Below are 16,141 nucleotides of genomic sequence, written 5' to 3' on the forward strand. Positions count from 1 at the left end.
CCGCCCGTCCTTTTTGGACGGGCGGGACGCCCATCCCACTTTCAAGAGTGGAAGTTATTTAATTCTCATTCCTTAGTCGCCCGTAAGGCCGTGTAAACTTTCCCCATAGCAGATAATATTTCGACAAAACCAGCCCAAACCGAGAAAGCCTAAACTCAGAAACCCGGTTTCGAGCATAAATCTTGGGTTTGACAGCCAAGTATCTGTAAACTACCCGCCGCTGGCGAGTCAGACTGCTGGTTTTGTAACGCTTTTAGTCGAGTTTTCTGCTAAAGTTCAAGTCCGCGCGCGATCGAAAAACTTCCTAAATTCTCAATTCCTATCTAAAAATTATGAAAAAAGCCCGCGAAACAGCACGCGAACTCGCACTCCTCGGCATCAGCCAACTGCCGACGAATCCAGAACTCTTAGAAGCCAAGAAACTGCAAGATGTTCTCCTCGCCGCCATCCGTACCCTGACAACAGAAGTTCAAGAATCCCTAGAAGCAGCAGCATCCGAAGTGCAGCGGAGTAGCGACAAACTGCTTGCCAGCGAAATCCGTGCCGCCGATATACAAAGTGCTAGAGCAATGGTGCGGGAAGCTGTCGAACTCACCCAAACCGCAATCAACCGTCTCGGTTCAGCAATGGAGTTTCCAGAACTGATCCAGCTAGCCAACCAGCAAGATGTCCGTACCTATGCTTTGCAAATCCTGACCAAAGTCAGCGCCAACCGTGTTCAAATTGATGAATTGCTCTCGGAAGCCCTTGTAGACTGGCAAATAGAACGGTTGCCCAGGATCGATCGAGATATCATGAGAATCGCGATCGCCGAAATGCTATATCTAGGCTTACCCGAACAAGTCAGCGTCAACGAAGCCGTCCAACTCGCAAAACGCTACAGCGGCGACGAAGGACATCGCTTCATCAACGGAGTCCTCCGCCGAGTAGTCGATAAAATCAACGCAGAAGTTGTTAGTCCCTAGTTCTTAGTCAGTAGTCCTTAGTCAGCAGTCATTGGTCATTAGTGATTGGCAATCCGCAATCGGCTCTACACTAGGGACTGAGGACTAATGACTAATTACTATTCTCTATTCCCCATCAACTATGGTATTTAATTGGTTTCGTCGCCAGTACAGCGAAAATAAATCTTCTGAAACAGAGGCAACCCCCGAACAGCCGCAAGATGAGTCGGCAAAATCCGCACCGGTTGAGCCTCAAACAGATGCTGCAGCAGAGCAAAGCTCGGACGCTGTAGCCGAAGATTATCTCAATTGGGCAAAAGCTGCTTACAAAAATATTCAAAAACAGCAAAAACCAGAAACAGAAGTTTCTGAGACAGCAGCGCCCGATGTTCCAGCAGCCGAAGCAGAAATCGCGACAGTTGCAGAAGTTGCAGAACCGGCGACTGTGGAAGCAACCGAGCCGATCGAACTTGAACCAGCACCCACAGCACCAACTGTTGCAGAAGTTCCAGAAGTTGCAGCACCAGCAACAGTTGAAGCAACCGAGGCGATAGAACTCGATGCAACAGAGCCCGCAGAAATTCCAGAAACTCTGCAACCAACAGCCGGGGCGATCGACATTGCACCTATTGCTCAACAATTAGAAGTTACAGCAGAAAATATAGAAATTGCCGAACCTGCAACAGAGGTTGTAGAAACCGAATCACTCGCATCCGACGGCGAAGCAGCCGAAGCCCTGCCGTTTTGGGCCAGAGCTCAGGCCGATCGCATGGAGCGCATCGAACGCCTCAAAGAAACCGCCCTTGAAGAACCAGACGTAATTGCAGCCGCCGCCGAGAGAGCGGCAATTATCGAAGAAATTCCCGGTTTCGCCTTTGACGAAGGCTTCCTGTGGTCCTCAGAAATCTTAGCCAGTCAAGGCCGCCGCCCAGACCAAGTATCCGTTGAAGAAATCACTTGGCTGCAAAAACTGCGGAAAGGCTTAGAAAGAACTCGTCGCAGCTTAATTAATCGACTCAAGGCGATCGTCGGTCAAGGCCCGCTCAATCAAGATGCGGTAGCCGAAATTGAGACTTTGCTGCTACAAGCCGATGTCGGAGTCGCAGCCACCGACATCATTATCAGTCGCCTCCAAGAAAGACTCACACAAGAAGTGCTGCCCCCAGAACAGGCTCTAGCCTACCTGAAAACCATCCTGCGCGACATTTTGGACGCTCCCTGTGCCGAAACCGCCGCCGGTAATCCCGCCTACAGCCTGACATTTGCCCCGGAAAAAGAAACTTTTAACATCTGGTTAATCGTAGGAGTCAATGGTGCGGGCAAAACTACGACGATCGGCAAACTGGCCCATATTGCCCAAAAATCCGGCTACAAAACCCTCATTGCTGCCGCCGATACTTTCCGCGCCGCCGCCGTCGAACAGGTGAAAGTTTGGGGTTCCCGCAGCGGCGTCGAAATTATTGCCAACCCAGGAAAAAATACCGATCCGGCTGCTGTCGTGTTTGATGCGATCGCCGCCGCCAGCGCCCGCGGCACAGAACTGCTGATCGTAGACACCGCAGGCCGCCTGCAAAACAAAAAAAATCTGATGGACGAATTAAGTAAAATCCGTCGCATTGTAGATAAAAAAGCCCCAGGCGCTACCGTAGAATCTCTACTGGTCTTGGATGCCACACTGGGTCAAAATGGTTTGCGACAGGCAGAAGTGTTCGCAGAATCGGCAAAATTAAGCGGAGTAGTATTGACAAAACTCGACGGTTCTGCTAAAGGTGGTGTTGCCCTAGCAGTAGTGCAGCAACTTGGTCTGCCAATCCGCTTTATTGGAGTCGGGGAAAGCATCGAAGACTTGCGCCCGTTTTCTAGTTACGAATTTGTGGAAGCCCTACTCGATTTTAGATTTTAGATTTTAGATTTTAGATGGATGAAGTATCTCTATCCGCCTCCAAAAATCGGGACGGCTAGAGAGCTTCAAAATCTCCAATCCTTAACCTCAAACTAGCATCGCACTCCTCTACTAAACAGAAAAAAAACCGGGTTTGGGTTCACTGGCGTGTAACTCCTCAATCAAATATCCTCTTTCTAAGATCGAAAATCACAAATCTAAAATGACCTGTGAATTTCTTCATGTGGTACCCGCCACGTGATTTATCCGTCGAATCAATCCAAAATCTAAAATCTAAAATCCTCAAGCCCCCGAATTTATCCGTCGAATCAATCCAAAATCTAAAATCTAAAATCTAAAATCGAATGACTGCTGTGCCTTTGCCTCGCCCCTCACCTCAACCTGCTGACCGCCCTTCGGGTCGCAATTCCACCGACGCGACGCCAGTATTTGCCCTCAAAGAACTGGTGGCGCGTTTGCACCGATATCAGCACAACGTTCAAGATATGTTGGGTTCGCTGGGATTTGCCCTGCGAAGTTTTAACAATCTCAACCAATTTTTGGAGTTGGTGCCTTTGGTGGCGACTCGCGTTACGGACGCCGACGGGGGAGCTTTAGTGCTGTTCAAACCCAACGGTCAAGTCAGGTTCCAGCAGTTGCATTGTCAGGAAGGACGGCAGTGCCAAGATATGCGAAAAGCGCTGGAAATAGCCACCAGACAAGCTACAGCAGGTGTGGGCGCTACTGCTGGATCGTTTTCGGAAACCTCTGGGCAAACTTCTAGTCTAGACTTGCAAGTCGGTCGTTATTTGGGCCCGGATGTTCATTTGTTTGGGGCGCCAATTTTGGTCAACAATTTGGAACGCGGACGGCTTTATGTTTTTAGCAGTGATCCGCAATATCTCTGGACTCCCAGCAGACAGAAATTAGTTCGGTTGGTGGCGGATCAAACCGCCGTGGCTATTTGCAAAGACGAACTTACTGTTAAGTTGGCGGAAAAAGACCGCTTAGACAGAGAGTTAGAAATCGGGGCGGAAATTCAATTGCGGCTGCAACCCCGCAGTTGTCCGAAAATTCCCGGCCTTGACGTGGCCGCCCGCTGCCAAACTGCTAGCAGAGTCGGCGGAGATTATTATGATTTTATTCCGGCTGACTATGACCCGATCGGCAAGGAAAATGAGGGGGAACACCCCCCATCCCTAATTAAAAATCTCAAGTCCAAAATCGACAAGGGCCGCTGGAGCATTGTCATCGGCGACGTGATGGGCAAAGGAGTACCAGCGGGCCTGTTGATGACGATGACACGGGGTATGCTGCGGGCGGAGGTTTTGAACCGCCACTCGCCGTCGAGAATTTTGCAACATTTAAACCGGGTTATGCACGCGGATTTGGAAAATTCCCACCGTTTTGTGACTCTGTTTTATTCGGAGTATGACCCGAAAACTCGCGTTTTGTCTTACAGCAATGCTGCTCACCACCCGCCTTTGCTGTGGCAAGCTGCAACTAATTCGATTCTTCAGCTTGATACTTTGGAGGGAATGTTAATTGGGCTGGATGCTGATTCGCATTACCAAGAAGCAAGCGTGCAATTGCAGCCAGGAGATACTATTATTTATTACACAGACGGATTTACCGATGCTTCTAATCAAAGGGGCGATCGCTTTGATGAGGATAACTTGACCTCGGCTTTTCAGTGGGCCTGTCAAAATTACCAGCAGTCTGAAGAAATTTTGGATTATTTGTTCGATCGCGTACACCAGTTTATCGGCATCGGCAATCGTAACGAAGATGACATGACACTGGTTGTACTGAGGGTAACACCTTTAGCAGGAGAAAATCACCATGATTGTTAATTTAATCCCGGAAATTACTGCTGGATTAACCAGTTCGATTAATTGGAATGATGTCGCTCACGTGTTAGTTTTGAAATCTCATTTGAGTTCTACGGTGCTTTTGGGTCAAAGCTCTGATTCATACGAAATTTTTACGAATTTCCAGAAAGCTTGGAACAATTTTGTTTCGACTGGTCAAATAGGAGCTTTTTTTATAGGGATTTTTGTGGGCTGGTTCATTAAAGGGATTATTCCTTAGAGTTATTGTCGCCGAAGGTATCGGGAACGGATTTAAAAGGTTTGTAGCCCAAACTTAACTTTTTTATGATGCAGCAAAAGTTTCACAATTTTGTAGTCAAGACTTCAGTTTTTTTTGGTCAAAAGATGTATAAAAACTTTGTAGTCGGGACGTGAGTTTTTTCTTACCGAATTTGGGAGTGAGGACTACAGTCCAGAATAAAAACCGGAGGAAGGACTAAAGTCTTTGCTACAAATCGGTTTTTATAGACTTCTGCAAGAGAGATATAATCTAGTTTTAGCTTGAGCAGTCACTAACCCCAGCCTAAAGGCATGGGGCTTGAAAGAGGAAGGCTTACCACCTTCTTAATTCAAGACTAAAACAGTGTCTAGCCTGCGTCTTTAAGACAAACTGAGCCATCTGGGAGTGGTATCCCACCAGACGTTAAGAATGCCTCCCTAGTTTTTAACCACTCGGATGTGCTAGTGGCGAAGGGAAATATATACCTAGAAATAGGACTTACCGTAAATGTTTGTACCCGTTGTCAACAGTGAAAATAGACCCCTAATGCCGACTACCCCAAGCCGTGCAAAGCGTTGGATTAAGTCAGGTAAGGCTGCACCATTCTGGAAAAAGGGGGTATTTTGTGTTCGATTGAATGTAGAACCTTCAAGCCACAATTATCAACCAATAGCGGTTGGCATCGATCCAGGCAGCAAGCGCGAAGGATTTACCGTTAAATCCAAATCCCATACCTACTTAAACATCCAAACCCATGCGATCGATTGGGTAAAAGACCATGTTGAGGTCAGGCGCAATATGCGACGTGCTAGGCGATTTCGGAATACTCCATGCCGTCAAAACCGAGCTAACAGATTAGTTAACAAAAATCGCCTACCCCCATCTACTAAGTCAAGGTGGCAGTGGAAGTTAAGGATAGTTAATTGGTTAACCTCTATGTTTCCCGTATCAGCTTTTGTTGTAGAGGACATCAAAGCCCGTACTTGGAAAAACGGACGCAAGTGGAACGTATCGTTTAGCCCCTTAGAAGTAGGCAAACACTGGTTCTATTCTGAACTCAGAAAGATTGCCCATCTTGAGATCAGATCGGGAAACGATACTTACGAACTGCGTCAAAATTTAGGACTCCAAAAGTCAGAAACTATCAAACAAGTTTGAGGCTCACTGCGTTGATTCTTGGGTGTTGGCTAATTGGTACGCGGGAGGACACATTCGACCCGACAACACCAAGCTAACAGAAGTAATCCCCCTTGAGTTTCATCGCAGACAGCTCCATCGCTTGCAACATTCCACAGGTCATATTCGCCCTCGTTATGGTGGCACAATTAGTATCGGGTTTAAGCGCGGTTCAATTGTTAAACACCCTAAATACGGATTTTGTTACGTTGGCGGTTGGCAAGAATCTCCAACAAAGAAAGACCCGTACCGGAAAACAATTAGCTTGCACGATTTAAAAACTGGCAAGCGTCTAACTCAAAACGCATCGCCCGCAGATTGTAAATTTTTGTCCTACAACTCGTGGCGCATTACAAATTAAATTGTAAAGCCGTCCTAGAAGGACGGGGTTTCTACCCATTTTTCTGATGACAACACAACAAAAAACTTGGAGTCAAAGATTTGAATCGGCGCTGCACCCGGCGATCGCCCGATTTAATGCTAGTATTGGCTTCGATATTGAATTGATTGAGTATGACTTGACTGGTTCTGTCGCTCACGCTAAAATGCTGGCCAAAACGGGGATTATTTCCGCAGCAGAAGGCGAACAGTTAGTCAATGGTTTGGAACAGATTCGTCGCGAATACCGCCAAGGACTTTTTGTTCCGGGAGTTGATGCCGAAGACGTTCACTTCGCTGTAGAGAAGCGGCTGACGGAGATTGTGGGGGATGCTGGGAAAAAGTTGCACACTGCCCGATCGCGCAACGATCAAGCCGGCACTGATACTCGTTTGTATTTGCGCGATCGCATCGCCGAAATTCGTGAGCAATTACGGGAATTTCAAGGGGTTTTGCTCGATCTTGCCGATCGTAACGTGGAAACTTTAATTCCCGGTTACACTCATTTGCAGCGTGCTCAGCCGATTAGTTTGGCTCATTACCTGTTAGCTTATTTTGAAATGACCGATCGCGATTGGGAACGTCTCGGCGATATCTGCAAGCGGGTGAATGTTTCGCCTTTGGGTTGTGGCGCGCTGGCGGGGACAACTTTCCCAATTGACCGACATTATACGGCAGAACTATTGCAGTTTGACAAGGTTTATGCTAATAGCTTAGATGGAGTGAGCGATCGAGATTTTGCGATCGAATTTCTCGCAGCAGCCAGCTTGATTCTGGTACACCTAAGCCGCTTGTCAGAAGAAATGATTTTGTGGTCTTCTCACGAATTTGGATTTATTACGCTCAAAGATAGCTGCGCTACGGGTTCTAGCATCATGCCCCAGAAAAAAAATCCCGACGTGCCGGAGTTGGTGCGGGGCAAAGCGGGACGGGTGTTCGGTAACTTGCAAGCCTTGTTGGTAGTAGTGAAGGGACTTCCTTTGGCCTACAACAAAGATTTGCAAGAAGATAAAGAGGCTTTGTTTGATACCGTAAGAACGGTACAAGGTTGCTTGGAAGCAATGACCATTTTGCTGCGGGAAGGAATCGCCTTTAATGGCGATCGCCTCGCCGCTGCTGTTACGGAAGACTTTTCTAACGCTACAGACGTAGCCGACTACTTGGCCGCCAAAGGCGTTCCCTTCCGGGAAGCTTACAACCTTGTCGGCAAAGTCGTCAAAACTTGCCTTTCGAGGGGCAAACTCCTCAAAGATTTGACACTTGAGGAGTGGAAAGACTTGCACCCAGCCTTTGAGACAGACATTTACAGCGCGATCGCACCTCAGCAAGTGGTGGCGGCTCGCAATAGTTACGGGGGTACCGGGTTTGAACAAGTGAGAAAATCACTTATCGCTGCGCGCGATCGGATCGCCTAAACATCGTTGAATTATTGGACAAATTCCGGCTGGCTATCTCTCCTTAGAACTATCGTGTTTTCCACTCTGGTTCTAAGTTCGGCAGATAGCCTGAATCAATTAATCTTCAGCAGCAGCCATGTCTTTGTCTCTGCCGCCACCGCTCATGGCGCCCATGCCACCGCCGTTACCGCCGTCAAATCGCCTTCTCTTGTTGGAGAACATATCTTGATTTCTCCGCTTGCGAAACTTGCGAGCGTATGCTTGATTTCGTTGTGCCTTTTCTTTCTTGAGATTGCGGCGCTTAGCCATTCTGACCTCACTAATAAACATTGACAGTCCCCGGGCTTTCACGCACGGGGATTCTTAAGTTTGACACTCTGTGCACTCTTGGTGACTGAGATTCTTGGTTCAGCGAATTCACTTGCTTGTGACAGGATTTCTCCAGCCAAAATATAGGTGTCTTCTCCCCAAGCGTAAATTCCGGTATGTCCTACCGTACTCGATCGGTTCTCTTTCTGTAGCTAGGTTTTCTTCAAATTTAGCTTTCGTGACGCTGCCACAACAATCGCAAGCGATATGGTTTAGGCTTCTGAGTCCTGTTAAGGAGATCGAGAACTTCCTTCAAGGTACTCCCATCGTTTCCCTCTACGGCGTTTTAAAGTGAGGAACACGTCCAGCCCCACTGATATTATAAAAAGGAATTGGTTCGTCTCGTTGTCCACCTCTCCACGGCTCAAAGCTATGCTTTTGAGATTATGAACGGGTGGAATCAGGAGTTTGACGCGCCTTTTATCCCACACTAACCTTTGATCGGTATAGTGTGGGGATTCCTGTCTGCCTAGCTAAACCGCAACACCGTTAGGTGAGACTACGCACTCAACTAATCCAGTTAAGTTATTACGTGGGCTAGTTATACTCAATTTTAGACCGATGACGATCATAGCACACCCGGTACAAGACCCCGAAAAAAGAACACCGGGATTCAAGTCGCTGGGAATCTGGGTGCGATCGGGACGCAATTTTGTCAATCTTGCAGAAGATTTGTATAAACTCTTGACAAAATACGACAAATGACTATTAATCCCGGTGATATAGCTCCTGTCTTCAGCCTGCCCGACGCGCAAGGCAATGTCGTCAGCCTTGCAGATTTTCGAGGGCGGCGAGTTGTACTTTATTTTTACCCTAGGGACAATACCCCTGGCTGTACCAAAGAAGCTTGCGGCTTTCGCGACATTTACTTAGACTACCAGTCGCGCAATATAGCAGTTCTCGGCGTCAGTACAGACGGGGCCGCGGCCCACGCCAAGTTTGCAGCTAAATATCAACTGCCTTTTCCCTTGCTGTGCGACTCAAACGCCGAAGTTGCTACCGCCTACGGCTGTTACGGACTCAAAAAATTTATGGGAAAAGAATTTATGGGCATTACTCGATCGACCTTCGCGATCGACCGTGATGGTAGGATTGAAAAGGTTTACCGCAAAGTCAAACCAGAATCTCACGCAGCGGAGATATTAGCAGATTTGCCAGACCTCTGGCCTGAATGAAAAATTAAAAATTAAGACTCCGGAGCTGCGAGCTAGGAGCCCTGAAATTACTATCTCCTAAACAAGCTTTTGAGTTTATGCGTCGATTGTGGCAAATTGTACAAACTGTGCTGGGACTGATTTTTCGACATCCCGTCACTGGTACTGCGGTGATTCCCGTATTGCCTGACGGGCGAATTGTGTTAATTCGCCGCCGCGACAACGGTCGCTGGGCACTGCCGGGAGGTATGGTGGATTGGGGAGAGGATATTCCCACAACTGTGCGCCGGGAATTAGCGGAGGAAACAGGACTCGAGTTAGTCAAAATCCATCGCTTGGTGGGCGTTTATTCGGCTGCCGATAGAGACCCTCGCCTGCACTCGATTTGTATCGTGGTGGCGGCAGAGGTGCAGGGCAAGATGCAAGTTCAGGATACGCTTGAAGTCAGCGAGGTTGAGGCTTTTTTACCCGCATCGCTGCCGGAGGGCGCACTCAGCCACGATAACGACCAACACTTACAGGACTATTTTCAAGGCCGAACAACTTTGGCGTAAATCGGCAGGGCATCCAAATTTGAGAAAAGTCGGAAATTACCTCGTGGTCAAAAATTGTCTGTTATGAATGTGGAATTAATTTTCACTGTTTTCCTACTTTTATTCACAATCTCTGAACATTAAATTAATCATCTTTTTATTACTAAATATTTAACCGGATGTACTCACCGCTACGCAATTCTAGGGTAAAACTCTCTGTAGGGCAAATCTTTTGGCACGAAGTCGGTCAAGGCCCGAATTTAGTATTTTTGCACGGTTCTTGGCACGACAGCAGTCAGTGGCTGAGGACGATCGAACATTTGAGCGCCTACTACCACTGCTTCGCACCGGATTTGCTGGGGTTTGGCGACTCGGAACGCCCGAATCTTCATTATTCGATCGACTTGGAAGTAGAGTGTCTCGCCCAATACCTCGATACTTTGAAGCTGCGAGAGGTTTATTTAATCGCTCACTCTGTGGGTGGCTGGGTGGCCACCAGCTACGCTATCAAATATCCCGATCGAGTTCAGGGTTTGGTGTTGTTGGCCCCAGAAGGCGTCAAGGTTGGCAACCGACGGGGGCGGTGGCAGACGGCTAGCTGGCTAATCGGCCAACCTCCGCTGGCTTTGTGGTGGCTGCGATCGATCTATCCAATTGCTAAGTTGCTGGGTAGCCAAAAAAAGATTGACGGATTGCTCAACTTCAGACAGCAGTTGATGGAGTCCCCTGTTGCCGTGCAGTTGCTGTTCGGGCGGCGGCGGGCTGAAATTACAGCGGAATTAGTTGATGAGAATTTGCCTTTGCTGAAAGCGCCTGTTTTGCTGTTGCACGGTTCTGAAGAGACTCCCGCAGCTTCGTCTCTGTGTCAATCCTACGCTGCTCTGGCTCCTAATGCCGAACTACAATTAGTCAGTCCGGGGGAAAGCAATTTGCCCCAGGAAGTCCCGGATGTTGTTGCTAACTATATTCGCGAGTTTGCTAGGTGAATTGGTCATTGGTCATTGGTCATTGGTCATTGGTCATTGGTCATTGATAAAATGACAACAGTCAACAGTCAACAGTCAACATTTAACAGGCTAATTCCCCAAAAAATAGCCTCTGGTGCGTCAATTAAGCCTGCGGCTGTATCAGGAAAGGCTGCGGTGAGGTATTTTAAAAGCATAGTGCGATCGCCCCCCGTGACGGCAATTTTGCTATCAGGAAACAAACACCGCCAATCTTCAATAAAATCCCTAACTCCTGCCACCGTCGCATACACAACTCCGCTTTGAATTGCCCCAGCAGTGTCTGTCGCCCAGCGGTATGGCAAATTTTGTGGTAAAGTGATTAAAGGTAATCCAGCAGTTTTTTTACCTAACGACGATAACTGCAAACCCAAACCTGGTAAAATTGCGCCCCCAACTAAATACCTATTGACATCAGCCCCAGTAAATGTTAAAGCTGTACCAGCATCTATAAGTAAAACTGGCCAACCCAATTGGTTGCCAGCGCCCACTACAGCCAAAGCTCTGTCAATTCCCAGGGTAGGATAGAGTCCCCCGATCGGCAACTGGTCTAAAGTAATAATTCGGACATCTGGATAACTCTGCCAAATTGCTGTTTGCTGGGGAACTACTGAAGCCAAAATTAGAGGCAGTGGCACGAAAGAAAGTGTGTGAGGATTAGAAAAAGCGGGAGTAGCAGGAAGACAAAGGAGATTTTGAGCAGATATTTCCTCGATCGACCTCATTACTATTTGCACCAAATATTCTGCCTTTTCCTGCTCCGAGAGCGAGGAAACAGTATCAGCATTGAGATGCTCTGTATCCCATGTTTTCTTCAGAGTTTTGCCCGCAAATAATCCCCAGTGCAGTCGGGAGTTGCCGATCGCCAAAGCTATTTTAATCTGGGCTTTACCTGTCAATCCAGAAGTAATGTTGTCGGTGCTTGCTGGCGAACGAAAATTGTCGGGAATTGAGTTTTCCATGTTGAGCTAGCCGGCGCAAACATTGAACTAAAGATAGAGTTTAGATTAATTTTATTCGCTTAAGCGGGCGGTTAACTCTATTTGACATCTGACCAACTTCCATGCCACGCGCCAATTAGTATTGTCGGCTGCAGAGGGCAGAGTTGCTAAATATAAATATTTGTAAAGCAAATAATTGCTTTGCTCAGGCGGCATCCTTTATAATGTCTTAAGATATTCCAAAAGTCCTGGTAGCTGCGATGGGGCTGTTGGCGGGGTAAGCACAGGTTTATAAAACCAGACTCAATCAAAATACTGTACAACTGCTGAGTAAATATGTCTTTACAAATACAAGAACACGAAAACCCCTGGCACAGAGTAACTTCGCGGTTGCCTGAATCTGAAAACTGGATGCAGCAAGAAAGTCTTTCGCTGCCGGAAGTAGACCAACAAAAAGCCATAATTGTACAGATGCAGCAGCAAGTTCAGTTATCAAACTTGCTGAACCAAATTAATAACGAAATTCGCAGTACACTTGACATAGAAGAAATTTTGACATCAGCCTGCAGATTGCTGGGACAAGCGCTACAGGCAAGTCGCGTGAGCATTTTGGTCAAAGAATCAAATACAGAAAAAACTTTAGTCACGCGCGGAGAGTACAACGCGGGGGACTATCCGATTCAACTGGGAATGAAAGTACCGATGAGTGACAACCCGCATTTGGCTGCCGTCGTGTCTCAGCAAGAGTCCCTAGCACTGACGAACTTTCTCGATTTTCCGGGATTGAACCCACAAACCCGAAAAATTGTCGAAGCTTTGGAGATTAAGTCAATGCTGGCAGTAGCTACTCGCTATCAAGGTGAAGTGAATGGCATAATTGGCTTGCATCAGTGCGATCGCGAACGGGAATGGACTGATTGGGAAAGGCAGCTTTTAGAAGGGGTAGGATCGCAATTGGCGATCGCGATTAATCAAGCCAAACTATATAGCAAAACCAGGCGTCAAGCCGAACGAGAATCGCTGCTACGGCTGATCGGCAATCAAATTCGCAGTACCCTCGATCTGGGAACTATCCTGGAAACAGCGGTGAGGGAAGTCCGCCAAATGTTGCAGTGCGATCGAGTAATTATCTATCAGTTTCAAGACAACTGGCAAGGAAAAGTTGTTGTTGAAAATATGACTGTTCCTTGGCCTTCAATTTTAGGAGATATGGGGGCTGATAAGTGTTTCCGTGGAGATTACGCCGATCTTTACCAGCAAGGGCGAGTCAAAGCAATTAATGATATTTTTAATGCTGGTTTAGAGCCTTGTCATGTAGATTTCTTAGATAGTTTGCAGGTAAAAGCTAATCTGATAGTGCCAATTGTTACAGCAAGAACTGAAGAAAATACCTCCGACACAGCCGGAAACTATAATCCTAAATTTCCCGGTAGGCTGTGGGGTTTGCTGATTGCTCACGAGTGCCGAGATACCCGCAATTGGCAGTGGCAAGAAATGGAGTTGCTCTCTCAGATAGCCAACCAAATGGCGATCGCCATTCAGCAAGCAGAACTTTACAGCCAAGTCCAAGATGCTGCGGTAAAATCTCAAGCTCAAACCCAGCAGTTGCAAGCTGCGTTAGAAGAATTGCGATCGACACAGCAGCAATTGATTCAAAGCGAAAAAATGTCAGGTTTGGGGCAAATGGTAGCGGGAATTGCTCATGAAATTAACAACGCCAACAATTTCATCCACGCTAACTTGTTTCACGCTCAAGAATATTTTAAAGCCTTGAACGAAGCTCTAGAACAGGTCAGAAATGCCTACCCGGAAGCGACAGAGGCAATTGTCAGAATCAATGAAGAACTAGAACTCGATTACATTCGAGAAGACTTTGGGAAACTGATCAATTCAATGCGGGAAGGCAGCGGGAGGATTCGCTCGATCGTCATGACGCTGCGAAATTTTTCTCGTTTAGACCACGCTGAATTAAAACCAGTAGATTTGAATGAAGGTTTAGAAAGCAGTTTCTTAATGCTGCAAAATAAGGTAAAAACTCATATCAAAATAGACAAGCAATACGGCAGTTTGCCGCCAGTCCAATGTCATGCGAGTCAAATTAACCAAGTATTTTATAATTTGATTGACAATGCCTTAGACGCGCTTCAGTCAACGAGCAAACCGGGGGAATTAACTATCCGCAGTTGGCAAAGCGAGCCGGACTGGGTAACAATCTCTGTCCGCGACACGGGAAGTGGAATTCCTGCAGAAATTCAAGACAAGATTTTTGACCCATTTTTTACTACTAAACCTGTGGGTAAAGGCACTGGTTTGGGACTTTCCGTGTGCTATCAGGTAATTGTCCAAGCTCACGGTGGCAAGATCCGTTGCGTCAGTCAGGTTGGCGAAGGAACTGAGTTTATTGTAGAGTTGCCGCTGAAAAATCAGAGGGTAAGTGCATAATTCGTGCTTTAGTCAGATTAACTCTGTTTTGTCACTCTGACAGTAGTATAGAACTCATTTGACATCTTGGCGTTGCTTAATCAGGGTATGAAAAAAATCACTTTAAAATCCAAAAGCTTTGTGGATACTGGTTTCTATGACGGGCATATTTAGCGTTTCATACTGTAAATCAGCAACGCCTAAAATTCTAAGTATTTTCACTAATAATTGTCTCTGCTGATTCACTTTTGTCCGCTGAAGCAGTGAAAGCTGCCTCTTGGGGGGCGGCGAATGTGGGATTTAAGCTCTCCTCTACAGATATGGAAAACCCGCTTTTTATGGGGCAGAAAAAAAGATCGCAATTTTTCCGGATAAAACTTATTGATGATGAAAGTAAGGAATAATCGCGTTCCTGAATACAGGTATAAATCAACTTTTCGCTTTTTCGCTTGATGTTACACAACTCACCCTCAAGCGGCCTTATAGTCATTTGGCAATCTTGAATTCATACCTGTATTCAGCAACATCCTAAATTATGTACTCATGGCAAAGATCCGACTTTTCCGACTTTAGGATCCGACTTTTCCGACTTACAGAGACAGGGGTTCTAAGCCATGATAGAGAGAGGGGAAAGTCAACCCACGATATCTAGATTGTAAAGATATTGTGAACCGGCGTTGCTGAATAGGGTATGCAATTTGTAGGGCAAATACCCCCGTGGTTGCCACACCGCTGACGGGCTAAGCACTTAGAATTACCCCTACAAGCTTTGATTCAGCAGCGCCAGAATAAGCATCTATATTAAGTAGGGAAGTAATTACAATTAACATCTAATCAGGGGGAATCAAGCCTTGAAATGCTTATTGGGAAAGCATTTGGGCAGGGTAAGCATTTTTATTGGATTTACCTGCACCTACTTATGACGAAATTTTTCTTGCAGTGACCGATAACGATAAAGAAAGCCCAACATCTGGTTTTCAGTCACTTCTAATCCTTAATTACTCATCATTAACACAGAAGCTATGGCTACTTCAATCACTGGTTCTTTGGGTCAAACCAATAATTACAGCGCTCTCAATGAGCTGATCGCAAAATGGCCTACTGCCGCCCAGAATCAAGGCATCCAACTGTCTGGGATAGCTTTTGATGGCGTGGAAACTGACTACCTTAATCCGAATGTCATCAGCAACCTCACTTTAGCAAGTAACGAAAACCCTAAAAGCTGGTTGAGCTACGGCACTACTGGTGGTATTGGTGTCCCAGCCTCTTATAGTGGTTGGTTCACTGACGCCAAGAAAATTCGGGCAGAAATCAACCATAACCCCAACACCGATCAATCTCAGGCGCTGAAGGTGAAATGGGCAGATAACCAAGACATTACTAGCGCCACGATCGATCTAAGTTCATTGAGTCCCAAAACAAGTCCTGGTTTGGGCGATCAAGGTAATGAAGTTGGTTTCCTACAACTCTTTAATAATGGGGCTCCGGTATCGATTAGCAATTTTACTTTCACTCGCCTCAACGCTCCGATCGCTGCAAAACCGATCGCTGTGTCTCCAGATGGGGTTACTTTCATTGGCGATCGCACCGATGGCAGTTTCCAATTCAAGATAGATGCAAACCCTCTGGGCGGCGCTACTTTTGACGAACTGCGGTTCTCCACCAAAGCCTACGATAGCCCCACCGCTGCCTACGTCGCTACCCCCTTTAAAGACGATGGTTCCGACTACCTGGTGCGGAACATTGAATATCAAGGAACTGAAGATCCGATTACCCTGGAATTTAGTGCTCCTACTTTCAGCGTCAACGAAGATGGAACAACAGTTGCAGCAGTAACAGTTACACGTACTG

At 46.8% G+C, this 16,141-nt stretch carries 16 protein-coding genes; 14 read left to right on the plus strand and 2 right to left on the minus strand.

What is annotated here, in order from left to right; all coding sequences use genetic code 11:
- Positions 1-332 precede the first annotated feature (332 nt).
- The 7 genes from nusB (at position 333) to argH (ending at position 7,886) form a co-directional block, all read left to right on the plus strand.
- The gene (nusB, locus tag QT987_RS27820; RefSeq protein WP_333103525.1) at positions 333-965 is read left to right on the plus strand and encodes a transcription antitermination factor NusB; all 633 of its coding nucleotides are present in this window, start codon (positions 333-335) and stop codon (positions 963-965) included.
- Between the two features lie 121 nt (positions 966-1,086).
- Positions 1,087-2,847, plus strand: a complete 1,761-nt coding sequence (ftsY, locus tag QT987_RS27825; RefSeq protein ID WP_333246550.1) for a signal recognition particle-docking protein FtsY — start codon at positions 1,087-1,089, stop codon at positions 2,845-2,847.
- A 344-nt stretch (positions 2,848-3,191) separates the two neighbouring features.
- Positions 3,192-4,679 carry a PP2C family protein-serine/threonine phosphatase gene (locus QT987_RS27830; protein ID WP_333246552.1) on the plus strand — a complete coding sequence of 496 codons (1,488 nt, stop codon included), beginning with the start codon at positions 3,192-3,194 and terminating at the stop codon, positions 4,677-4,679.
- Positions 4,669-4,917 (plus strand): hypothetical protein, encoded by a 249-nt coding sequence (locus QT987_RS27835; RefSeq protein WP_333246554.1) that lies wholly within the window; start codon positions 4,669-4,671, stop codon positions 4,915-4,917. Before QT987_RS27830 ends, QT987_RS27835 begins: the two co-directional genes overlap by 11 nt.
- A gap of 546 nt (positions 4,918-5,463) precedes the next feature.
- The gene (locus QT987_RS27840) at positions 5,464-6,075 is read left to right on the plus strand and encodes an RRXRR domain-containing protein (RefSeq protein ID WP_333246556.1); all 612 of its coding nucleotides are present in this window, start codon (positions 5,464-5,466) and stop codon (positions 6,073-6,075) included.
- A gap of 25 nt (positions 6,076-6,100) precedes the next feature.
- Entirely contained in the window at positions 6,101-6,454 is a 354-nt protein-coding gene (locus tag QT987_RS27845) for a hypothetical protein (protein ID WP_333246558.1), read from the plus strand.
- A 46-nt stretch (positions 6,455-6,500) separates the two neighbouring features.
- The gene (gene argH / locus QT987_RS27850; RefSeq protein ID WP_333246559.1) at positions 6,501-7,886 is read left to right on the plus strand and encodes an argininosuccinate lyase; all 1,386 of its coding nucleotides are present in this window, start codon (positions 6,501-6,503) and stop codon (positions 7,884-7,886) included.
- A gap of 99 nt (positions 7,887-7,985) precedes the next feature.
- Here argH and QT987_RS27855 read toward each other — a convergent pair whose 3' ends face one another.
- Positions 7,986-8,177 (minus strand): hypothetical protein, encoded by a 192-nt coding sequence (locus QT987_RS27855; protein WP_190738786.1) that lies wholly within the window; start codon positions 8,175-8,177, stop codon positions 7,986-7,988.
- A gap of 621 nt (positions 8,178-8,798) precedes the next feature.
- Between QT987_RS27855 and QT987_RS27860 the strand changes: the two genes are divergently transcribed.
- From QT987_RS27860 to QT987_RS27875, 4 genes are all read left to right on the plus strand, one after another.
- Positions 8,799-8,942 carry a hypothetical protein gene (locus QT987_RS27860; protein ID WP_333246560.1) on the plus strand — a complete coding sequence of 48 codons (144 nt, stop codon included), beginning with the start codon at positions 8,799-8,801 and terminating at the stop codon, positions 8,940-8,942.
- Positions 8,939-9,412, plus strand: coding sequence for a thioredoxin-dependent thiol peroxidase (gene bcp / locus QT987_RS27865; RefSeq protein WP_333246563.1), 474 nt, complete (start codon positions 8,939-8,941; stop codon positions 9,410-9,412). The genes QT987_RS27860 and bcp overlap by 4 nt, the downstream gene beginning before the upstream one ends.
- 77 nt (positions 9,413-9,489) lie before the next feature.
- On the plus strand, positions 9,490-9,945 hold the full coding sequence (locus tag QT987_RS27870; RefSeq protein ID WP_333246565.1) for an NUDIX hydrolase: 456 nt from the start codon (positions 9,490-9,492) through the stop codon (positions 9,943-9,945).
- Between the two features lie 158 nt (positions 9,946-10,103).
- The gene (locus QT987_RS27875; protein ID WP_333246567.1) at positions 10,104-10,910 is read left to right on the plus strand and encodes an alpha/beta hydrolase; all 807 of its coding nucleotides are present in this window, start codon (positions 10,104-10,106) and stop codon (positions 10,908-10,910) included.
- 68 nt (positions 10,911-10,978) lie between these two features.
- Here the strand turns inward: QT987_RS27875 and QT987_RS27880 are convergent, their stop codons facing one another.
- Positions 10,979-11,890, minus strand: a complete 912-nt coding sequence (locus tag QT987_RS27880) for a pantothenate kinase (protein WP_333246569.1) — start codon at positions 11,888-11,890, stop codon at positions 10,979-10,981.
- Between the two features lie 315 nt (positions 11,891-12,205).
- Between QT987_RS27880 and QT987_RS27885 the strand changes: the two genes are divergently transcribed.
- From QT987_RS27885 to QT987_RS27895, 3 genes are all read left to right on the plus strand, one after another.
- The gene (locus QT987_RS27885; RefSeq protein ID WP_333246571.1) at positions 12,206-14,311 is read left to right on the plus strand and encodes a GAF domain-containing protein; all 2,106 of its coding nucleotides are present in this window, start codon (positions 12,206-12,208) and stop codon (positions 14,309-14,311) included.
- A gap of 227 nt (positions 14,312-14,538) precedes the next feature.
- The gene (locus QT987_RS27890) at positions 14,539-14,694 is read left to right on the plus strand and encodes a hypothetical protein (RefSeq protein WP_333233749.1); all 156 of its coding nucleotides are present in this window, start codon (positions 14,539-14,541) and stop codon (positions 14,692-14,694) included.
- A 618-nt stretch (positions 14,695-15,312) separates the two neighbouring features.
- Positions 15,313-16,141, plus strand: an 829-nt coding sequence (locus tag QT987_RS27895; RefSeq protein WP_333246573.1) for a hypothetical protein, incomplete at its 3' end; no start/stop codon positions are given.

Source organism: Microcoleus sp. SVA1B4 (genome assembly GCF_036700545.1).
GTDB lineage: Bacteria > Cyanobacteriota > Cyanobacteriia > Cyanobacteriales > Microcoleaceae > Microcoleus.

Excerpts from the sequence above, each read along its gene's own strand:
- nusB (WP_333103525.1), top strand. The coding sequence starts at position 333 with ATGAAAAAAGCCCGCGAAACAGCACGCGAACTCGCACTCCTCGGCATC.
- ftsY (WP_333246550.1), top strand. The coding sequence starts at position 1,087 with ATGGTATTTAATTGGTTTCGTCGCCAGTACAGCGAAAATAAATCTTCT.
- QT987_RS27830 (WP_333246552.1), top strand. The coding sequence starts at position 3,192 with ATGACTGCTGTGCCTTTGCCTCGCCCCTCACCTCAACCTGCTGACCGC.
- QT987_RS27835 (WP_333246554.1), top strand. The coding sequence starts at position 4,669 with ATGATTGTTAATTTAATCCCGGAAATTACTGCTGGATTAACCAGTTCG.
- QT987_RS27840 (WP_333246556.1), top strand. The coding sequence starts at position 5,464 with ATGCCGACTACCCCAAGCCGTGCAAAGCGTTGGATTAAGTCAGGTAAG.
- argH (WP_333246559.1), top strand. The coding sequence starts at position 6,501 with ATGACAACACAACAAAAAACTTGGAGTCAAAGATTTGAATCGGCGCTG.
- QT987_RS27855 (WP_190738786.1), bottom strand. The coding sequence starts at position 8,177 with ATGGCTAAGCGCCGCAATCTCAAGAAAGAAAAGGCACAACGAAATCAA.
- QT987_RS27860 (WP_333246560.1), top strand. The coding sequence starts at position 8,799 with ATGACGATCATAGCACACCCGGTACAAGACCCCGAAAAAAGAACACCG.
- bcp (WP_333246563.1), top strand. The coding sequence starts at position 8,939 with ATGACTATTAATCCCGGTGATATAGCTCCTGTCTTCAGCCTGCCCGAC.
- QT987_RS27870 (WP_333246565.1), top strand. The coding sequence starts at position 9,490 with ATGCGTCGATTGTGGCAAATTGTACAAACTGTGCTGGGACTGATTTTT.
- QT987_RS27875 (WP_333246567.1), top strand. The coding sequence starts at position 10,104 with ATGTACTCACCGCTACGCAATTCTAGGGTAAAACTCTCTGTAGGGCAA.
- QT987_RS27880 (WP_333246569.1), bottom strand. The coding sequence starts at position 11,890 with ATGGAAAACTCAATTCCCGACAATTTTCGTTCGCCAGCAAGCACCGAC.
- QT987_RS27885 (WP_333246571.1), top strand. The coding sequence starts at position 12,206 with ATGTCTTTACAAATACAAGAACACGAAAACCCCTGGCACAGAGTAACT.